Origin of the sequence: Alkalinema sp. FACHB-956 (genome assembly GCF_014697025.1) — a bacterium.
GTDB lineage: Bacteria > Cyanobacteriota > Cyanobacteriia > Leptolyngbyales > Leptolyngbyaceae > Alkalinema.
In genome coordinates this window covers 1-15,233 of sequence record NZ_JACJRC010000014.1, presented here as the reverse complement: position 1 = coordinate 15,233, position 15,233 = coordinate 1, and the positions used below count along the sequence as shown (strand labels likewise).

The following is a 15,233-nucleotide window of genomic DNA, read 5'->3' as shown; positions in this document are numbered from 1 at the left end:
TCCTTAGACACTAGCTTGCAACTTCAGCATCATTCCCATCTACGTCCAAACTGGGTGCCGCCATGAAGGCTTTACCTGTTTTTTCTCGCCATAGAGCTAAGAGGCTACTGGCAATAAAGATGCTGGAATAGGCCCCCATGGCAAACCCAATGATTAACGCAAGGGCAAAGTTTTTCAGCGTTTCACCGCCAAAGATAAAGATGGCGAAAAGGGTGAGCAAGGTAGTTAGGGTGGTGTTGATCGATCGGGTTAGGGTCTGATTAACCGCATCATCAACCACTTGATTGATATGTTTGTCGGGATGTTCTTGAATCACTTCCCGCACGCGATCGTAGATCACCACCGTGTCATTAACCGAGAAACCCACGATCGTGAGCAGCGCCACAATAAAGAGGCTATCCACTTCAATCCCCGCCACGAGGCCCAGAATTGAGAATGCGCCCACGGTCACCAGCACGTCGTGCACCAAGGCCACGATCGCAAATACGGCATAGTCAAACTGAAAGCGGAATGCGAGATAGACCGTAATCCCAACGAAGGAAATCAATAACGCTAACAGCCCTTGGGAAAAAATCTGCCGTCCGAGGGTGGCTCCCACGCTGTCAATCGAGGTGCCCTGGGGATTAAACGCCCCAACTTTTTCCTGGAGTGCGCTCAATAACTTTTCCCGCGCATCCACATTCAGATTATTCGTGCGGATAGAGAGGGCGGGGCGATTTTGACCTTGATCTCCCACCTGCTGGACACTACTGCCCCCCAAGCCTTGGTCTTTCAGCACCGATCTCACACCGTCGAGGTCGATCGGCTTGCTGCAATCAACCTTGCTGCAATCGAGTTCCAATTGCAACCGGGTGCCACCAACGAAATCCAAGCTAGGCCGGAGAGGGGCCCCAATCTGGGTCCAAGAGACCACCATGGAAATCAGCCCCGCTAAAATTATGGCGGAGGAAATGGCCCACCAGAGATTGCGTTGTTTGATGACCTGAAGCTTCATGATGCAGCCTCCACCTTAGAAGAATTCGTTGTCGAAGTAAGACCGGGGCAATACCAAGAAGGCTTGCGGAAGGCTTGTACATTCAGTGCAGTCATTAACAGGGTGCGGCTACAGGTAATCGCAGTAAACATACTCACGACCACCCCTAGGGCAAGGGTTAAGGCAAACCCTTTGACCAAACCGGAACCCAACCAAAAGAGCGCAGCGCAGGCGATCAACGTGGTGACGTTACTGTCGAGAATGCTGGAGAAGGCGCGATAGAATCCCGACTCCACCGATCGGTACAGGGTTTTGCCCGCCCGCAGTTCTTCACGGGTGCGTTCAAAGATCAGCACGTTGGCATCTACGGCCATCCCAATACTGAGAATGAATCCGGCGATCCCAGGCAAGGTGAGGGTCACACCCAACAGATCAAAGGCGGCGATCGACAAAATTGAGTAAATCATCAGCGAAATCGCTGCGATCGCACCCGGCAGTCGGTAGTACAGCACCATAAAGGCCAAAACCAAGAGGAGGCCGCCCACTCCGGCATAGATACTGCGCTCAATACTGTCTCGGCCTAGGGTTGCGCCGACGGTGCGGTTCTCAACAATTTCGATCGGCACTGGCAGGGAGCCACCCTTGAGTTGAATCGCGAGTTCCTGGGCTGACTGGGCCGTAAAGTTGCCCGTAATCGTTGCACCACCACCAGTGATCCCCGTTGCCGCGTGTTCTGGTCCCACGATCGGGGCACTAATCAGACCATCATCCAGGAAAATACCAATACTACGTCCTGTGCCCGCCAGCCGTTTGGTCATCTCGGCGAATTTGTTGCCACCTTCGGTGTCAAACCGGATGTCCACGACCCAAACGTTGCCACCAGGGGGAGATGCCGCAAAGGCATCTTGCAGATTTTTACCGACAATTCCCGATTTATCAAACAATTCTAAAAGGGCTTTATTACTGGCCTTGAGGCGAGTTTGTAAATCTTCTAAGGCTTTGGGATCGCCTTTAACTTTGCGCAGTTCCTGGACTTGGGTTTGCAGAATCCGATTATTTTGGTATTCCGCTTGGAAGATCCCTTCCGTACCCTGGCGTTGTTCCCGGAACTCTAGCTGCGCCGTGCCCCCAAGAACCCGTTCTGCCTGTTCAGGATCCGTGACACCGGGGAGTTGCACCAGGACTTGATCCTGACCCACAGTTTGCACGACGGGTTCCGAAACACCCAGACCGTTAATCCGGCGATCGATGACCATTTGCACGGCTTCCAATTCCCGTGCGCCAATGGTCTTAATGTCTTCCGTGGGTTTCACCTGAATTGTGAGCTGTGATCCCCCTTGCAAGTCGAGACCGAGCTTAATGGGGATTTGAGTCAAGGTAAAGACCGACGCTGCCACGAGCGCCACAATGACTCCTAATAACCAACGTTGCCTTCCCATACAGAATCCTGTTGTGACAAACGCTATGATACCCCGCAGTTGCGAGTGTTACCAAAAAGAGGAGCGATCGGGCGATCGCTCCTCTCCACTGAAATCAATTCAATATCCCCTTTCTAAAAAGATTTCTAGAAAGCTGCCATTCTAGAATTGTCCCTAGAACTGCTTGCCCGTAATCTTTTTCACCGCTTCCACAATTTGGGGCGGCTGGACGATCGTCAGGTTTTCCAAAGTGCCGTTGTAGGGCGTGGGGATGTCCTGAGAAGAAAGGCGAATCACCGGAGCATCCAGTTCATCAAAGAAGCGATCGTTGATCGACGCAATCAGTTCAGCGGCAATCCCGCCCGTTTTCATGCCTTCTTCAACAATGACGACGCGATGGGTTTTCTTGATCGATTCCCCGATCGTGTCAAAGTCCAAAGGTTTCAAGGAAATGAGGTCGATCAGTTCTGGATCGAACCCTTCTTTTTCCAGGGTCTTCACCGCTTGCAGGCAGTGGTAACGCATCCGGGAATAGGTCAGAATCGTCACATCCTTACCGGGACGCACGATTTCCGCCTTATTCAACGGGCAAATGTACTCACCGCTGGGCAGATCTTCCTTCAAGTTGTAGAGCAGCACGTGCTCGAAAAACAGCACGGGGTTGTCATCCCGAATGGCCGCTTTCAGCAACCCCTTGGCGTTATAGGGCGTGGAACAAGCCACAATTTTCAACCCTGGTACTGCTTGGAAGTAGGTTTCTAGCCGCTGGGAGTGCTCTGCCCCCAACTGCCGACCCACCCCACCAGGCCCCCGGATGACCATGGGAATTTTGAAGTTACCGCCGGAGGTGTAGCGCAGCATCCCAGCGTTGTTGGAAATTTGGTTAAACGCCAGCAGCAGGAAGCCCATGTTCATCCCTTCGATGATGGGACGCAGCCCGGTCATGGCTGCACCGACGGCCATTCCAGTGAAACTATTTTCTGCAATAGGCGTGTCAAGAAGGCGCAATTCGCCGTACTTCTCATAGAGATCCTTGGTGACTTTGTAGGATCCGCCGTAATGACCCACGTCCTCGCCCATGACCAACACGCTGGGGTCACGCGCCATTTCTTCGTCGATCGCTTCTCGAAGTGCGTTGAATAAAAGCGTTTCTGCCATTGCTTCCTCTACCGCTTAAGCCAGCTTTCCATTTTAGAGGAGGATGGTCACACAGAAAAGACATAAAGCCGAGATGACACAATGTCCATCTCGGCAATAGAGTTAATGGGTTTCGTTAATGGGTGCAACTAATGAAGCGATCGGGGGAAATCAATCAACGGAATGGGCGATCGGGCCTTAGAATTGCAGGCCCACCCCTGCGCTCAGACCCACAGAAGGCTTGCCACTTTCGTAGCCCTTAATCCCGTATTTAGCATCGCTGTAGACGACCACACCTTTAGCGACTTGGGATTCCACACCCACATTCAGAACGGCGGTGTCTCGATTCCCCAAGGGGGAATTGGTGCCATCTTTTTGCACAAAGGAATACCCAGCACCGGCGTAGACGTTGGTATTTTTGGCTACGGCGTAGTCATAGGTCAGCGTCGGCACAATCGCGCTGTTGTTGCCATTGAACAACACCGTACCCCGGACGGAAACCGGCGCATTGGGAACCGCAAACCGACCTTGCACGTTTCCACCAAAGTTAGGGCCATCATTGCCAGCCCCCCCGCCCGTCACGCTACCGGAGACCCCAGCGCCCACGTAGCTACCATTAAACGGAACCGGCTGGGCAGAAGCGGAACTTGCGGCGACTGTGGAGCCGACCAACAGAGCGGACACACTAGCAAAGGCAATGGCTTTTAGAGAGAGTTTCATCGTTCGATCCTCAGAAAATAATTCAGAATTCATGCTTGGGGCTGCAATTCTACGGAAGAAGGTTGAACCAATGGCTTGAAAAACGGGTGAAATCAGCAGTTTTACTGAGCTAATTGCATTCAGCGTCGCATTGCCTGTACTGACTCAATAAATTTCACTGACTGTTCATTGCCTTTGGTTTTACTCTGTGTAGATTGCATACCTACTTTGTCGAAACCGCTATTCCAAAAGTTCCGGGCAAAAGCCCCAAATCCGCCTATTTTAGGCAGTTTCTAAACTGGCACAAGTTCTGCGGAGGATAGTGGATGGATCTTGGTATGCCCGATCGAACTCTACCCAGAACGGCTTTCTGAGCGGCCTCCTTGACGTGGTTGGTTGGGTGATTGGATGGTTGGGTGGCTGGGTGATTGGGTAGTCGGATAGCTGGGTGGCTGGGTAGTCGGGTGGCTGGGTGGCTGGGCTGTAATGTGGGTTTACTCCATGGGATTGAGTAATGTTCTGCGCCATCCCCCATCCTGGGCCCGATCGCAGGGCACTTCCAGCACTCGAATGCCCCGATCGGGTAGCCCCTTAAGCTGTTGCTCTAGATGGTGCCAGTCGGTAATGGTTTCGTGCTCAATGCCGTAGGTCTGGCAAAGCTGGGCAAAGTCGATATGTTGCGGAGTCGCGAAAAAGGCTTCAAAGGGCGGATCGAACTGGGCGATCGGCAACATACCAAAAATGCCGCCCCCGTTGTTGTTGACCACCACGATCGTCAAGTGGCCTTGGAAATATTGGCGTAACAGAAAACCATTGGTATCGTGCAACAGCGATAAATCGCCCGTCAGCATTACGGCGGGTTGGTTCCCCTGGGCAACGCCCAATGCAGTGGATAAAGTCCCATCGATGCCGTTAGCGCCGCGATTGACGAAGGGTTGAATCTGCCGATCGTTGGGTTGCCAGAAATACTCCACATCCCGCACGGGCATACTGTTGGCGATGAATAACGGTGTGCCCTGCGGCAGAATTTGCGATAGACACCAAGCCACCTTGCCTTCAAACAGGGGAGAAATTTGCGCCATGGCTTGGTCGATCGCCGATCGCGTCTGCTGTTCGGCAAGCAGCCAATCCTGAAGATAGGCGCGATCGTGGAGCAGAGGCTGTTGCTCGATCGCCCCTGCGATCGCTTCGTCTAATCCTAACTGCATCACAAATTCTGGAATGGTCATCGGGATGGGAATCGTCCTGCTGTGGAGCGGATCGCGGGAACGATCGATCGGGTCAATCACCCACTGTTGCGGTTGGGTAACACTGAGCCATTCCCGCAGCACTTTACTGGTTGGCATATCCCCCACCCGAAGCACCACCTCTGGTTGCAGGCGATCGGCCCAATCGGGATGGCGCAAAATGCTGTCGTAGGTGGAAACGAGATAGGGGTTCAAGCTTGCATAATTCCGCAGGGGGGATAAGCCTTCCGCCAGCACCGGAAACTCCAACCTTGTCGCCAAGCGCGCGATCGCCTGACAGTAGACCTGGGGATGTTCCGGCTGTGCCACCCCTGCAACGATAACGCCCCGTTTGCCAGACCAAGCCGCCAATTCAGGGGTTAAATTCAGTAAACTCGTTCCTCGATAGAATTCCTCGGTGAGCGATCGCTGTCCCGATCGTTGCCCCAATTGCTGTTCTGTTGGAGCCGTTATTGGAGCCGTTAGGTGATCAAAAAAATTCGAGGGAATCTGCTCGGCAAAGGCGGCGGCCTCCGGTTGTTCGATCGGGGCAAGGGGATCCCGCAGAGGAACATTAATATGGACTGGCCCCGGAACCGGATACTGGGCTTGGTAATAGCTCTGGGCCATACGTTGCCGCAGGTATTGCAGCAGGAAGAGGTCTAAGGCAGGAGTGGCCAATTCGCAGGCGGTGTTGGGATAGGAGCCAAATAATTTCTGTTGATCGATCGCCTGCCCCGCATTGCAATCCCGCAGTTCCGGAGGCCGATCGGCGGTCAGCACCAGCAGCGGCACTTGGCTTTCCCGCGCCTCAATCACCGCTGGATAGAAATTCGCCCCCGCTGTGCCGGACGTGCAAACCAACGCTACGGGGCGATGGGTTCGTTTGGCAATGCCCAGGGCAAAAAAGCTGGCCGATCGCTCATCCAAGACCGGAATGGCCTCCACGCTGGGATGCTGGGCAAAGGCCACCGCCAAAGGAGCCGATCGGGATCCTGGACAGACGATCGCCGTCCTCAGCCCGCATCGCACCAGGGTTTCCACCAAAACCGACGACCACAGCGTATTGAGATTCCGAGTATCAAGATTCCGCAAGTCAAGCACAGGGATTGAGGCCATAAGCGACAACCTCCACCCTACACCGTTCCCCCAACCCTAGGCGAGTCCCCAACCCTAGGCAAGCACCTTAACCCATCGCCTAGGTCAGTGCCCGCAGCAAAGCCTGCAATTTTAGCTGAACTTCCACCAGTTCCCGATCGGGATTTGACCCTTCCACAATTCCCGCCCCCGCAAACAATCGCGCCCGCCGCCCCTGCAAAATGGCCGATCGAATTCCCACCGCGAATTCCCCGTTGCCCTGGGCATCCACCCACCCGATCGGGGCTGCATAGGACGATCGCTCAAAGGGTTCTAACTGCTGAATGTAGCGACAGGCCAACTCGCGGGGCACGCCAGCCACGGCAGGGGTCGGGTGCAACTCCGCCAAGATATCCAACAGGTGCACTGCGTCAGGTACCTCAGCGGTAATCGGGGTGTGTAAGTGTTGAATATTGGGCAATTGCAGCAGGCGCGGTGTCAGGATTTTAGGCTGCAAGCCCAGGTTGCCCATGTGCTGGGTGATGAAATCGATCACCAGTTGATGCTCGTGGGTTTCTTTTTCGCTGGAGAGTAGCTGGTTGGCTAGACAAATATCCTCAGCTTCGGTGAGACCACGCGGGGCTGAACCGGCTAAGGCATCGGTTTCCAGCCGGTGTTGCTGCATGGTCACTAGGCGTTCTGGACTGGCCCCGATAAAGGTTTGCCCTGCCGATACCCCCTGGGCCTGGTGGCTAGAAAAGATATAGCAGTCCTGGTACAGCCGCCGCAGGTTGTGGAGGGAGGCAACCAAGTTAAACGGAGTTGCAGCAACCACATCAAAGGCACGGGCTAGGACAATTTTGGCAATTTTGCGATCGCGAATTTCCTGAAGGGCTTGCTGGACAGCAGTTTGGAAAATTTCTGGCGAACTGACGCCATGGATTGACTGAATCGTATTATTCTCCCAGCGATCGCAGTCTAGGGTGGCGGTTTGGATGGCTTGAATTTGTTGCCAGATCCGGGTGGATTGGCTTTGGGGGTCAAATCTATGGTCGATTAACACATTGACCACGATCGTGCTTTGGGAGCCGAGCCGAGAAACTTGCCACTGGGGCAACAACACCGATCCAGCGGTACCGGCAGCGGTGGATTGGGCAAAGAAGGAAAAGCCACAAAAAAAGTGCGCCCCTGCAAATGGCCCATCAACATCGCCCACCAGGGTAATTTGCTGGGACAGTCGCTGAATGAAGTCACGGGATTGGACGAAGCGATCGCTGCCTTCCAACTCCAACTGCATGACCGAGCCGACCGCCAGCAATGCCTGCTGCTGCCCGCTTTTCTCAAAATAAAAGTGTCTTTCCTGGGGGCTTACGCAGGTTTGTAAGACCGCCAGGGGATCAACTTCAGGAATTGAAAAGGAAATACTAATCAGTTGAATTTGAGATGTATTGACAAATGCCTGCTTACACGCAAAAAGAAAGTTATATAAATCACGATGCGTTTTGAAGCAGTCTAGAGAATAAGGACTAACGGGCATGAGTAAACAGGCTTCAAGCGGCAAATTTTCTTAAGTTGATCTTAATCGACTTTGGAAGGATAGGAGATGGCGGTCTGTCAGGGGATTTCTTGGATCCCAGGTTAGGGCGATCGCGGGACTATTGAGTATTCTTGCTGGTTAGCGTCGATCTGAACCCCGTTTTCCAAGGGCAGCTCCTGCCCGATCGCCGATGATAGCTCCCCCAATTCGACATAATTCTTTATTAAATCGCCAACGTAAAATACATCCGATGATACACAGTGATACATTTGCCGCAGTCATAGGAGCGATCGGGGCCTGATCTTGGCATGATCCACCTATTTTTGAAGACGACGACGGGGGACTGGCGATCGCGCTTTAGGGCTGCTGGCAAACCCTTACTGCCCCTAGCAAGCGGATCTGTAACGTTTCTATAACCCACTGCAATGCGCCGCAATCCAGGGTGAGAAACTGGTAGGCAGTCGATACTCCCATGCCGTCGATCCAATCACACCCTGTTTTGTAGATTGATGACTCCCCAATCTTCTGACCGTACCACTTCTGACCGTACCACTGCTCGCGCCCAAGCCATGCCACCCGCGCTCAGTCGCCGCAAATTGTGGTGGGCTGCAATTAAGCCGCCGATGTATAGTGTGGCGATTATGCCCATTTGGGTCGGTTCCGCGATCGCCTATGCCGAAACCCGCCACTTAAATGCGTTGGTGTTTGGTCTGTTTTTGCTGTCTGCGGTGCTGATTTTGGCTTGGGAGAATCTCAGCAATGATGTGTTTGATGCAGATACGGGGGTCGATGTCAATAAATTCAATTCAGTGGTGAACATCACTGGCAACAAGGCGTTGATTTTTTGGATTTCTAACGCTTTTCTGGCCTTGGGGTTGTTGGGGATTACGGCGATCGCGGCGATGCAGCGAGATTTTACGGTGATTGGATTAATCCTGGCTTGCTGTGGGATTGGGTACATTTATCAAGGCCCACCCTTCCGCTTAAGTTACAAGGGGGTGGGGGAGATTCTCTGCTTTTTTGCCTTTGGGCCGTTGGCAATGTCGGCCAGTTACTACAGTCAAACCCAAACGTTTTCGGCGGTGAATTTAATCGCGTCGATCGTGGTTGGGGTGATTACGAGTGTGATCCTCTTTTGTTCCCACTTTAACCAAGTTAAGGATGATGCCGCGATCGGGAAATTATCCCCCGTGGTGCGGTTAGGCTCGAAGCGATCGGCGCAGTTGTTACAGTGGGTCTGTGGCAGTGTCTATGCCATGATTGCGATTGGTGTGATTGCCCAGGCATTTCCGATCGGTTCGCTGCTATCCTTCCTCAGCATTCCCGTGGCCTATCGGCTCTGCAAAACGATTCTGGACAATTATAATCAACCCCAGCGTTTGACCTTCTGTCGTTTGATTGCAGTGGAAATGCATTTTTGGTGTGGGTTATTGTTTGGCTTAGGATTTTTGCTACCTTCGTTGTAGTTTATTTTTCATAATTTAATAGTCAGCATTGCTTAGTCAGTATTTTTGGTTGCTTTGATCGATGGCTCCCATGTTTCAGTTTGATTTTCAGCCCTACCGTCGATCGTTTAAGCAGCCATTACAAACGAGCCATGGTGAGTGGTCGGTGCGGGAAGGCATTATTGTTCGACTGATTCCGCCCAATGGGAATGCCCAGTTGGGAGAGATTGCGCCGCTGCCTTGGTTTGGGTCGGAAACGTTAGAAGAAGCATTGGCATTTTGCCGATCGCTCCCGTCCCGAATTTCCACATCAACCATTCAAGCCATTCCCGATCGATTACCGGCCTGCCAATTTGGGTTTGAGTCGGCACTGTTGCAGCGGTCTAGTATTCCGCATACTGCGATCGCATCGGCTGGATTGCTGCCCACGGGTGAAGCGGCGTTGGGGGCATGGCGATCGCTCTATGACCAGGGCTTTCGGGTCTTCAAATGGAAAATTGGGGTGACGGATCTGGAAACAGAACTGGCGTGGTTTGAGCAGCTTCTAGGGCAGGTTCCCCCTGATGTCCAACTGCGGCTAGATGCCAACGCGGGTTTGACGATCGATCAGGCTCACCAATGGTTAGATCACTGTGCGGAATCCCCGATCGAATACTTAGAACAACCGCTGGCGATCGATCAATTTGATGCGCTTTTACATCTCAGTCAAACCTATCCAACGCCGATTGCCCTGGATGAATCGATCGCGACCCTACAACAATTACAAACTTGTTATCACAACGGTTGGCGGGGAATTTACGTGATTAAGCCTGCGATCGTGGGGTTTCCTTCTAAGCTGCAAGCCTTTTGCCAGCACTATTCCCTAGATACGGTTTTTTCCTCGGTATTTGAAACGTCGATCGGTCGTAATGCAGGCATCCATCTAGCGATCGACTGTGGCACTTCCCGTGCGTTGGGATATGGGACGGATCAATGGTTCGACAATTGAAAATTCGAGAATTCGAGGAAGTGTTGCGATCGGACATCTTTTCTTGCCGTATTGATAGGGCCAGAGATCGTCCCTACCCCTGATTATCTAGCCAGGTTGTCAGATCCTCGATCGACCCGAAATCCAGCAATGCTTCACCGAGGGATTCCAGTTGTTCGATCGCAAGGACATTAATGCGATCAAGGGTACGATCGTCAAGCGCGCCAAACTTTCGGTTTAGTTGGCGGAGGAGAATTGATCTCTCACCCCGCTCTTCAGCCATCCGCTCGATCGTTGTGACGTACTTCATCTGCCGCGCCTCTTCAAAAGCTTTCAACTCAATCTGGAACTGCCTTTCTAGCTCTTCAGGCAAGTCCATCAACCAATCCCAGAAGTTGTGCAATTCCAGTATATCCTGCTCACCATAGCCTTGCTCATAGAGCATCGTCGTCAGCCGATAGCGCCAATCTTTTCGCGCCAGCGGCTGATTGTGGGTCTCCTTAGTCTTCAGTTGTGCCATCGTTACCACCGCAAACGGATTGCGACTCGCCTCCAGGGTTGACCAATCTTGTTCATAATCCAGCAACTTGACGATCGGAAACCGGAATTTAGTTGAACAGCCCCACAGTTCATCCTGAAAGCCATGCGGTCGCCACTGCCTGCTGTCATCCGTCAGAATCGCTAAACTTACTACTGGACAACTATAACGATCGCGCAGGCGGTAATTGTAGCTGTACATTCTTGCACCAAAATTAGATTCTCCATCATTTTGTACTTCGATGTGACAAATGACGATCGCCTTATCGCCGCTCAAGCGATGTACCTCAACCAGCTTATCGGCATAGCGCTTGGGAATTTCTGCATCGCGCACCACTTTTTGCAATTCCTTATCAAGAAACCGAATTCGCTTTGACCAAGTCTGCCTCAATATGGGGAAAGAAGAATCCAAGAAAATCCCTGAAATATAATTCAATAAACGTTTTCCAGGGGTTGTCATAGTCGGTATTTTGACTTTTTAGTTGACTCATTAAACAGGATGATAGTTTATATGTTCTATATTCTAACAGGCTTAAAGTGTTGGGTGCACTGTTTTTGAACCAGTTCTTTATTGCTTGTGATCTGATAAGTCAGGTAAATATGATCGATTGCTGAATGAAAATTGTTATCAACATCGCTACTGAATCTGAATAATGGCTATGGTAATCATAGGTAATAAAATTCTGGTGTGTAAAATGGATTTTTAGATTAATCGTTCGATCGAACACTAAAAAATATCCGCAAATAAGATACTAGAATTGTTTAAGTGAGCGTTGAACGATCGAGTTAGAGTTTAAAAATACCGATCGCGCAATTAGAACCTGTGACCATGACTCCCTTGGATCTTTTGAGGTACCGATCGATCGACCCCTGGCTGGTTGGGGTCGATCGGACACAACTTCTGGAATTCGCGCAGGAACGAGTTGACCAGCTTCAGGTCTGCGATCAAACACCAGATAACCTCACTGATCAACCTGTGATTTTTTTAGCGGAACGGGATCCTCTGCGGTTTCTGGCCAGCTTCATTGCCGCCAGTTCTCAGCCTAGCGCGCTCTTCCTGTGCAATCCCGATTGGCGCACCCAGGAATGGCAACAGCTGTATCGCTTGGTTAAGCCGACCCACGTCTGGAGCCAAGTGCCAGAAATCCCGTTGGCAATCCAGCCTGGGGCAATCGCTCCTTCAGATCCGCTGATCGCAGGTCAGCCCAGAGTTTCCCTGCCCAATTCTGACAGGGCTTGCTCCATCCTGATTCCCACGGGCGGTACCTCCGGGCAACTACGCTTTGCCATCCACACTTGGGAAACCCTGCGGGCCTCGGTGCTGGGTATGCAGGCCCACTTTGGCGTCGATCACATCCATTCCCTTTGCGTTTTGCCGCTGTATCACGTCAGCGGATTGATGCAGTTTTTACGATCGCTGCTGACCGGGGGACAACTGTGTATTCATGATTGGAAATGGTTGGAATCTGGCCAGCTTCCCCCGATCGCACCGGAGGATTTTTTCCTATCCCTTGTACCGACGCAACTGCAACGGTTGATGCAGGCAGAGATCGATCCGGCGTTTTTGCGATCGCTGCGGGCGATTCTCCTGGGGGGGGCTCCGGCCTGGGAAGGATTACTGCAAGCAGCCCGATCGCGGCAATGGCCGATCGCGCCCACCTACGGCATGACGGAAACTGCTTCCCAAGTGGCGACTCTGAAACCAGTGGAATTTCTGGCCGGGAAAACGGGCGCAGGCCGACCCTTGCCCCATGCCCAGATCACGATTCACGCCCCGACGGGCGAACCTGTGCCAGCGGGAACTGTGGGCACGATCGCGATTCATACCCGATCGCGCATGGTGGGTTATTTCCCCGATCGGGCGATCGAGCGCGATTCTGATGCGAGCAACCTCAAGCAATTCATTCCCGATGATGTCGGCTACTTGGATAACGAAGGTTACTTGCACCTCCTCGGACGGGCCAGCGACAAAATTATTACCGGGGGCGAAAATGTATTCCCTGCCGAAGTGGAAGCGGTGATTCGATCGACCCCATGGGTGCAGGATGTTTGCGTTTTGGGCATAGACGATCCCACTTGGGGCCAAAGCGTAGTTGCCGTGTATGTTCCCAGTCAGCCGGAAGCCACGGCAGAAGCCATCCAAGGGGCGATCGCGAAGCAGCTGAGTCGCTATAAACAGCCAAAAAAATGGATTGCCCTAGACCAACTGCCTCGCAACCCCCAAGGAAAAATTAATCGATCGGTTTTACGTTCCCTCATCGCGGCAAGGCTAGGAAATCCCGCGAATCCCGCCACAATTTCATCAGAATATATTCCGCCCGATCGCTGACTTCTGTAATAAACACGCCGTCTTGAATCTGGACATCCTGAGCAATCCAAGTGCCGTGGAGTTCCACTTCCAGAAATTCGGAATCACAGACACAGTAAGCGATCTCCGTTTCCCGATCGAGGGCACTCAGAGCATTTTTATATCTTAGAGGCAAAAGAATGGTCGCCGTTCCCGGTTCGACACATAACCGTTGTCCCAGGCGCATCGCCAAAGACACACGCAAGGAGACCAATTCTTCTAGGGTGTAATAGAGGCGCTCTAAATAGACCCCCGTTTCCGTATAGGTAATTTTCAGCATTTTCCTCTGACCTATTAAGTTTTGTCAGGTTGGCATTAACAACTAGAGAGGACGATAAGAAAGCTCCGCTTCAAACCCTAGGAAGCGGAGACACGAAACGACAATGCTTTTCAATGGTTTCGAGGGTTAGCAGGCTATGAGGGTTGCGGCATACCTGCGGCTTCGGTAGTTAAGTTGGAGACTGGAAGACTGAAAACTCGCTCGTAAAAGGTGAAGACGTGCTGGAAGATCGTTAAAAATCCGATATACAGAGGATTTACAAACAATATGTCGTAGATCTACAAGCTGATGCAATCCGATTCCGGGGAACACAATCTGTAAAGGGAGAATTACGGGCCAAGCGACGATCCACAGCACTGCTAGGACGACGAGAAACACTCGCGAACCTTGGAATCCTAGCAGGGGCAGCAGTCGTAGCGTATTCATGGCAAAAATGTAGTATGAGGCTTCGACAGATTACAATTAAAATACTACACTCGTAATACACCCCTGTCTAGTTTTTTTGGAGGAAGACTGTCATGCAAGCACTAACCCGCATCCCAACCACAGAAATGGAAGTCACGAGCATTCGCCTAGAGCGAGAACTAAAGGAACGACTTAAAACCCTTTCGGGCAGTCAGGGCTATCAGGCGCTGATCCGGGATATTCTTTGGAACTATGTGCAGCAGCGCTCCAACGATTTGTTTACGAATGTGTCCAGTTCTGACATCCGCGCCACCTTTACCGCTACAGCCGAGCGCGAAGAGAGATGCTCTATTTCAGGCCGAATTATTCGATCGGGCGAGGAAATTCTGTTGGGCCTCACCACTGAAGGCAATTTGGTGCCGATCCATCCCGACAGCTTATCCTGAGGAATTTTGAGCGATCGGGGTTGGGAAGATTGTGCTCCGATCGCTCCAATGGGATTTTTTTTGCTATGATGGTACAAGTCACGCGGATGTGGCGGAATTGGTAGACGCGCCAGATTTAGGTTCTGGTTTCTCACGAAGTGAAGGTTCAAGTCCTTTCATCCGCATCAAATTGTCATTCTATTATGCTAAGCCCTGCTTTGCTGAACACTTTTAGCTAGGGTACAATTGCTCGATCTCAACCCTGCAACCTGTAACCGATCTCTGTAGAGCAATGACATTCATATGGTTGCCCTCAGTCTCAACACGACGCTTCGATTTTACTCAGGATGTGGGATGTGTCGATCGAACTTTGCATCACACAGATGAGGAAGAAAATACACGATCGCTCTCAATGGCTCCGATCGCTGCTTTCGCGGACGGGTTGCTGGGTCAATGAGCCAATCACTTTTGCTGAAACTTTGACCGATCGATTGCTGGGAAAACGAATGGATCAATGTTGCAAAAGTCTCGATCGATGAGTTCGCACCGAGTCTTGAATAACATTGATACTGCGATTATGGGAGCGATCGTAAAAACCACAATTCTGAAATTTAAGCTGAAATACTGGAAAGATATAGCTGTAGCCAGTTTAGTTAGGACGCTGCCTGATGGAGGACAGCTTCTATGGCCTCGCGCAAAGTTGGGTACTGATCTAACTGGCGACGAATCCGACTTTTCAACCAAGCCCAACACTTTTCAA

The 15,233-nt window shown here is 51.8% G+C and carries 12 protein-coding genes and 1 tRNA gene; 5 read left to right on the top strand and 8 right to left on the bottom strand.

The features are described 5' to 3' along the window. Positions 1 to 10: 10 nt before the first annotated feature. From secF to H6G21_RS15170, 6 genes are all read right to left on the bottom strand, one after another. Positions 11 to 994, bottom strand: a complete 984-nt coding sequence (gene secF / locus H6G21_RS15195; protein ID WP_190574279.1) for a protein translocase subunit SecF — start codon at positions 992 to 994, stop codon at positions 11 to 13. Next, complete coding sequence (gene secD / locus H6G21_RS15190; RefSeq protein WP_190574278.1) at positions 991 to 2,412, bottom strand: protein translocase subunit SecD; 1,422 nt, start codon at positions 2,410 to 2,412, stop codon at positions 991 to 993. The genes secF and secD overlap by 4 nt, the downstream gene beginning before the upstream one ends. A 153-nt stretch (positions 2,413 to 2,565) precedes the next feature. After that, positions 2,566 to 3,549 carry an alpha-ketoacid dehydrogenase subunit beta gene (locus H6G21_RS15185; RefSeq protein ID WP_190574277.1) on the bottom strand — a complete coding sequence of 328 codons (984 nt, stop codon included), beginning with the start codon at positions 3,547 to 3,549 and terminating at the stop codon, positions 2,566 to 2,568. Between the two features lie 177 nt (positions 3,550 to 3,726). Next, on the bottom strand, positions 3,727 to 4,248 hold the full coding sequence (locus H6G21_RS15180) for an outer membrane beta-barrel protein (RefSeq protein WP_190574276.1): 522 nt from the start codon (positions 4,246 to 4,248) through the stop codon (positions 3,727 to 3,729). Between the two features lie 473 nt (positions 4,249 to 4,721). Then, positions 4,722 to 6,572 carry a 2-succinyl-5-enolpyruvyl-6-hydroxy-3-cyclohexene-1-carboxylic-acid synthase gene (gene menD, locus H6G21_RS15175; protein WP_190574275.1) on the bottom strand — a complete coding sequence of 617 codons (1,851 nt, stop codon included), beginning with the start codon at positions 6,570 to 6,572 and terminating at the stop codon, positions 4,722 to 4,724. Between the two features lie 79 nt (positions 6,573 to 6,651). Then, complete coding sequence (locus tag H6G21_RS15170; protein ID WP_190574274.1) at positions 6,652 to 8,067, bottom strand: isochorismate synthase; 1,416 nt, start codon at positions 8,065 to 8,067, stop codon at positions 6,652 to 6,654. 569 nt (positions 8,068 to 8,636) lie between these two features. On the opposite strand from H6G21_RS15170, the gene menA reads away from it, so the two are divergent. Together menA and H6G21_RS15160 are read left to right on the top strand one after the other, a co-directional pair. After that, entirely contained in the window at positions 8,637 to 9,533 is an 897-nt protein-coding gene (menA, locus tag H6G21_RS15165; RefSeq protein ID WP_190574391.1) for a 2-carboxy-1,4-naphthoquinone phytyltransferase, read from the top strand. Positions 9,534 to 9,603: 70 nt separating this feature from the next. Next, positions 9,604 to 10,500 (top strand): o-succinylbenzoate synthase, encoded by an 897-nt coding sequence (locus H6G21_RS15160; RefSeq protein WP_190574273.1) that lies wholly within the window; start codon positions 9,604 to 9,606, stop codon positions 10,498 to 10,500. 73 nt (positions 10,501 to 10,573) lie between these two features. On the opposite strand, the gene H6G21_RS26255 is transcribed toward H6G21_RS15160, so the two are convergent. Further along, a complete protein-coding gene (locus H6G21_RS26255) occupies positions 10,574 to 11,353 on the bottom strand; it encodes a DUF4351 domain-containing protein (protein WP_347278027.1) in 780 nt (259 codons plus the stop codon). A 492-nt stretch (positions 11,354 to 11,845) separates the two neighbouring features. Here H6G21_RS26255 and H6G21_RS15150 point away from each other — a divergent pair, with 492 nt between their 5' ends. Further along, positions 11,846 to 13,345, top strand: a complete 1,500-nt coding sequence (locus H6G21_RS15150) for a 2-succinylbenzoate--CoA ligase (protein WP_190574272.1) — start codon at positions 11,846 to 11,848, stop codon at positions 13,343 to 13,345. Here the strand turns inward: H6G21_RS15150 and H6G21_RS15145 are convergent. Next, on the bottom strand, positions 13,272 to 13,643 hold the full coding sequence (locus H6G21_RS15145) for an alr0857 family protein (protein ID WP_190574271.1): 372 nt from the start codon (positions 13,641 to 13,643) through the stop codon (positions 13,272 to 13,274). The two genes, H6G21_RS15150 and H6G21_RS15145, sit on opposite strands and share 74 nt — an antisense overlap. A gap of 518 nt (positions 13,644 to 14,161) precedes the next feature. Between H6G21_RS15145 and H6G21_RS15140 the strand changes: the two genes are divergently transcribed. Together H6G21_RS15140 and H6G21_RS15135 are read left to right on the top strand one after the other, a co-directional pair. After that, entirely contained in the window at positions 14,162 to 14,494 is a 333-nt protein-coding gene (locus tag H6G21_RS15140) for a hypothetical protein (RefSeq protein WP_190574270.1), read from the top strand. Positions 14,495 to 14,576: 82 nt separating this feature from the next. Beyond that, positions 14,577 to 14,658 (top strand) — tRNA-Leu (locus H6G21_RS15135). Positions 14,659 to 15,233 lie beyond the last annotated feature (575 nt).

What these genes read in the sequence shown, in the direction of transcription:
- H6G21_RS15160 (WP_190574273.1), top strand. Translation starts at nt 9,604, where the DNA reads ATGTTTCAGTTTGATTTTCAGCCCTACCGTCGATCGTTTAAGCAGCCA.
- H6G21_RS15180 (WP_190574276.1), bottom strand. Translation starts at nt 4,248, where the DNA reads ATGAAACTCTCTCTAAAAGCCATTGCCTTTGCTAGTGTGTCCGCTCTG.
- H6G21_RS15140 (WP_190574270.1), top strand. Translation starts at nt 14,162, where the DNA reads ATGCAAGCACTAACCCGCATCCCAACCACAGAAATGGAAGTCACGAGC.
- H6G21_RS15185 (WP_190574277.1), bottom strand. Translation starts at nt 3,549, where the DNA reads ATGGCAGAAACGCTTTTATTCAACGCACTTCGAGAAGCGATCGACGAA.
- secD (WP_190574278.1), bottom strand. Translation starts at nt 2,412, where the DNA reads ATGGGAAGGCAACGTTGGTTATTAGGAGTCATTGTGGCGCTCGTGGCA.
- H6G21_RS15145 (WP_190574271.1), bottom strand. Translation starts at nt 13,643, where the DNA reads ATGCTGAAAATTACCTATACGGAAACGGGGGTCTATTTAGAGCGCCTC.
- menA (WP_190574391.1), top strand. Translation starts at nt 8,637, where the DNA reads ATGCCACCCGCGCTCAGTCGCCGCAAATTGTGGTGGGCTGCAATTAAG.
- H6G21_RS15150 (WP_190574272.1), top strand. Translation starts at nt 11,846, where the DNA reads ATGACTCCCTTGGATCTTTTGAGGTACCGATCGATCGACCCCTGGCTG.
- secF (WP_190574279.1), bottom strand. Translation starts at nt 994, where the DNA reads ATGAAGCTTCAGGTCATCAAACAACGCAATCTCTGGTGGGCCATTTCC.
- H6G21_RS15170 (WP_190574274.1), bottom strand. Translation starts at nt 8,067, where the DNA reads ATGCCCGTTAGTCCTTATTCTCTAGACTGCTTCAAAACGCATCGTGAT.
- menD (WP_190574275.1), bottom strand. Translation starts at nt 6,572, where the DNA reads ATGGCCTCAATCCCTGTGCTTGACTTGCGGAATCTTGATACTCGGAAT.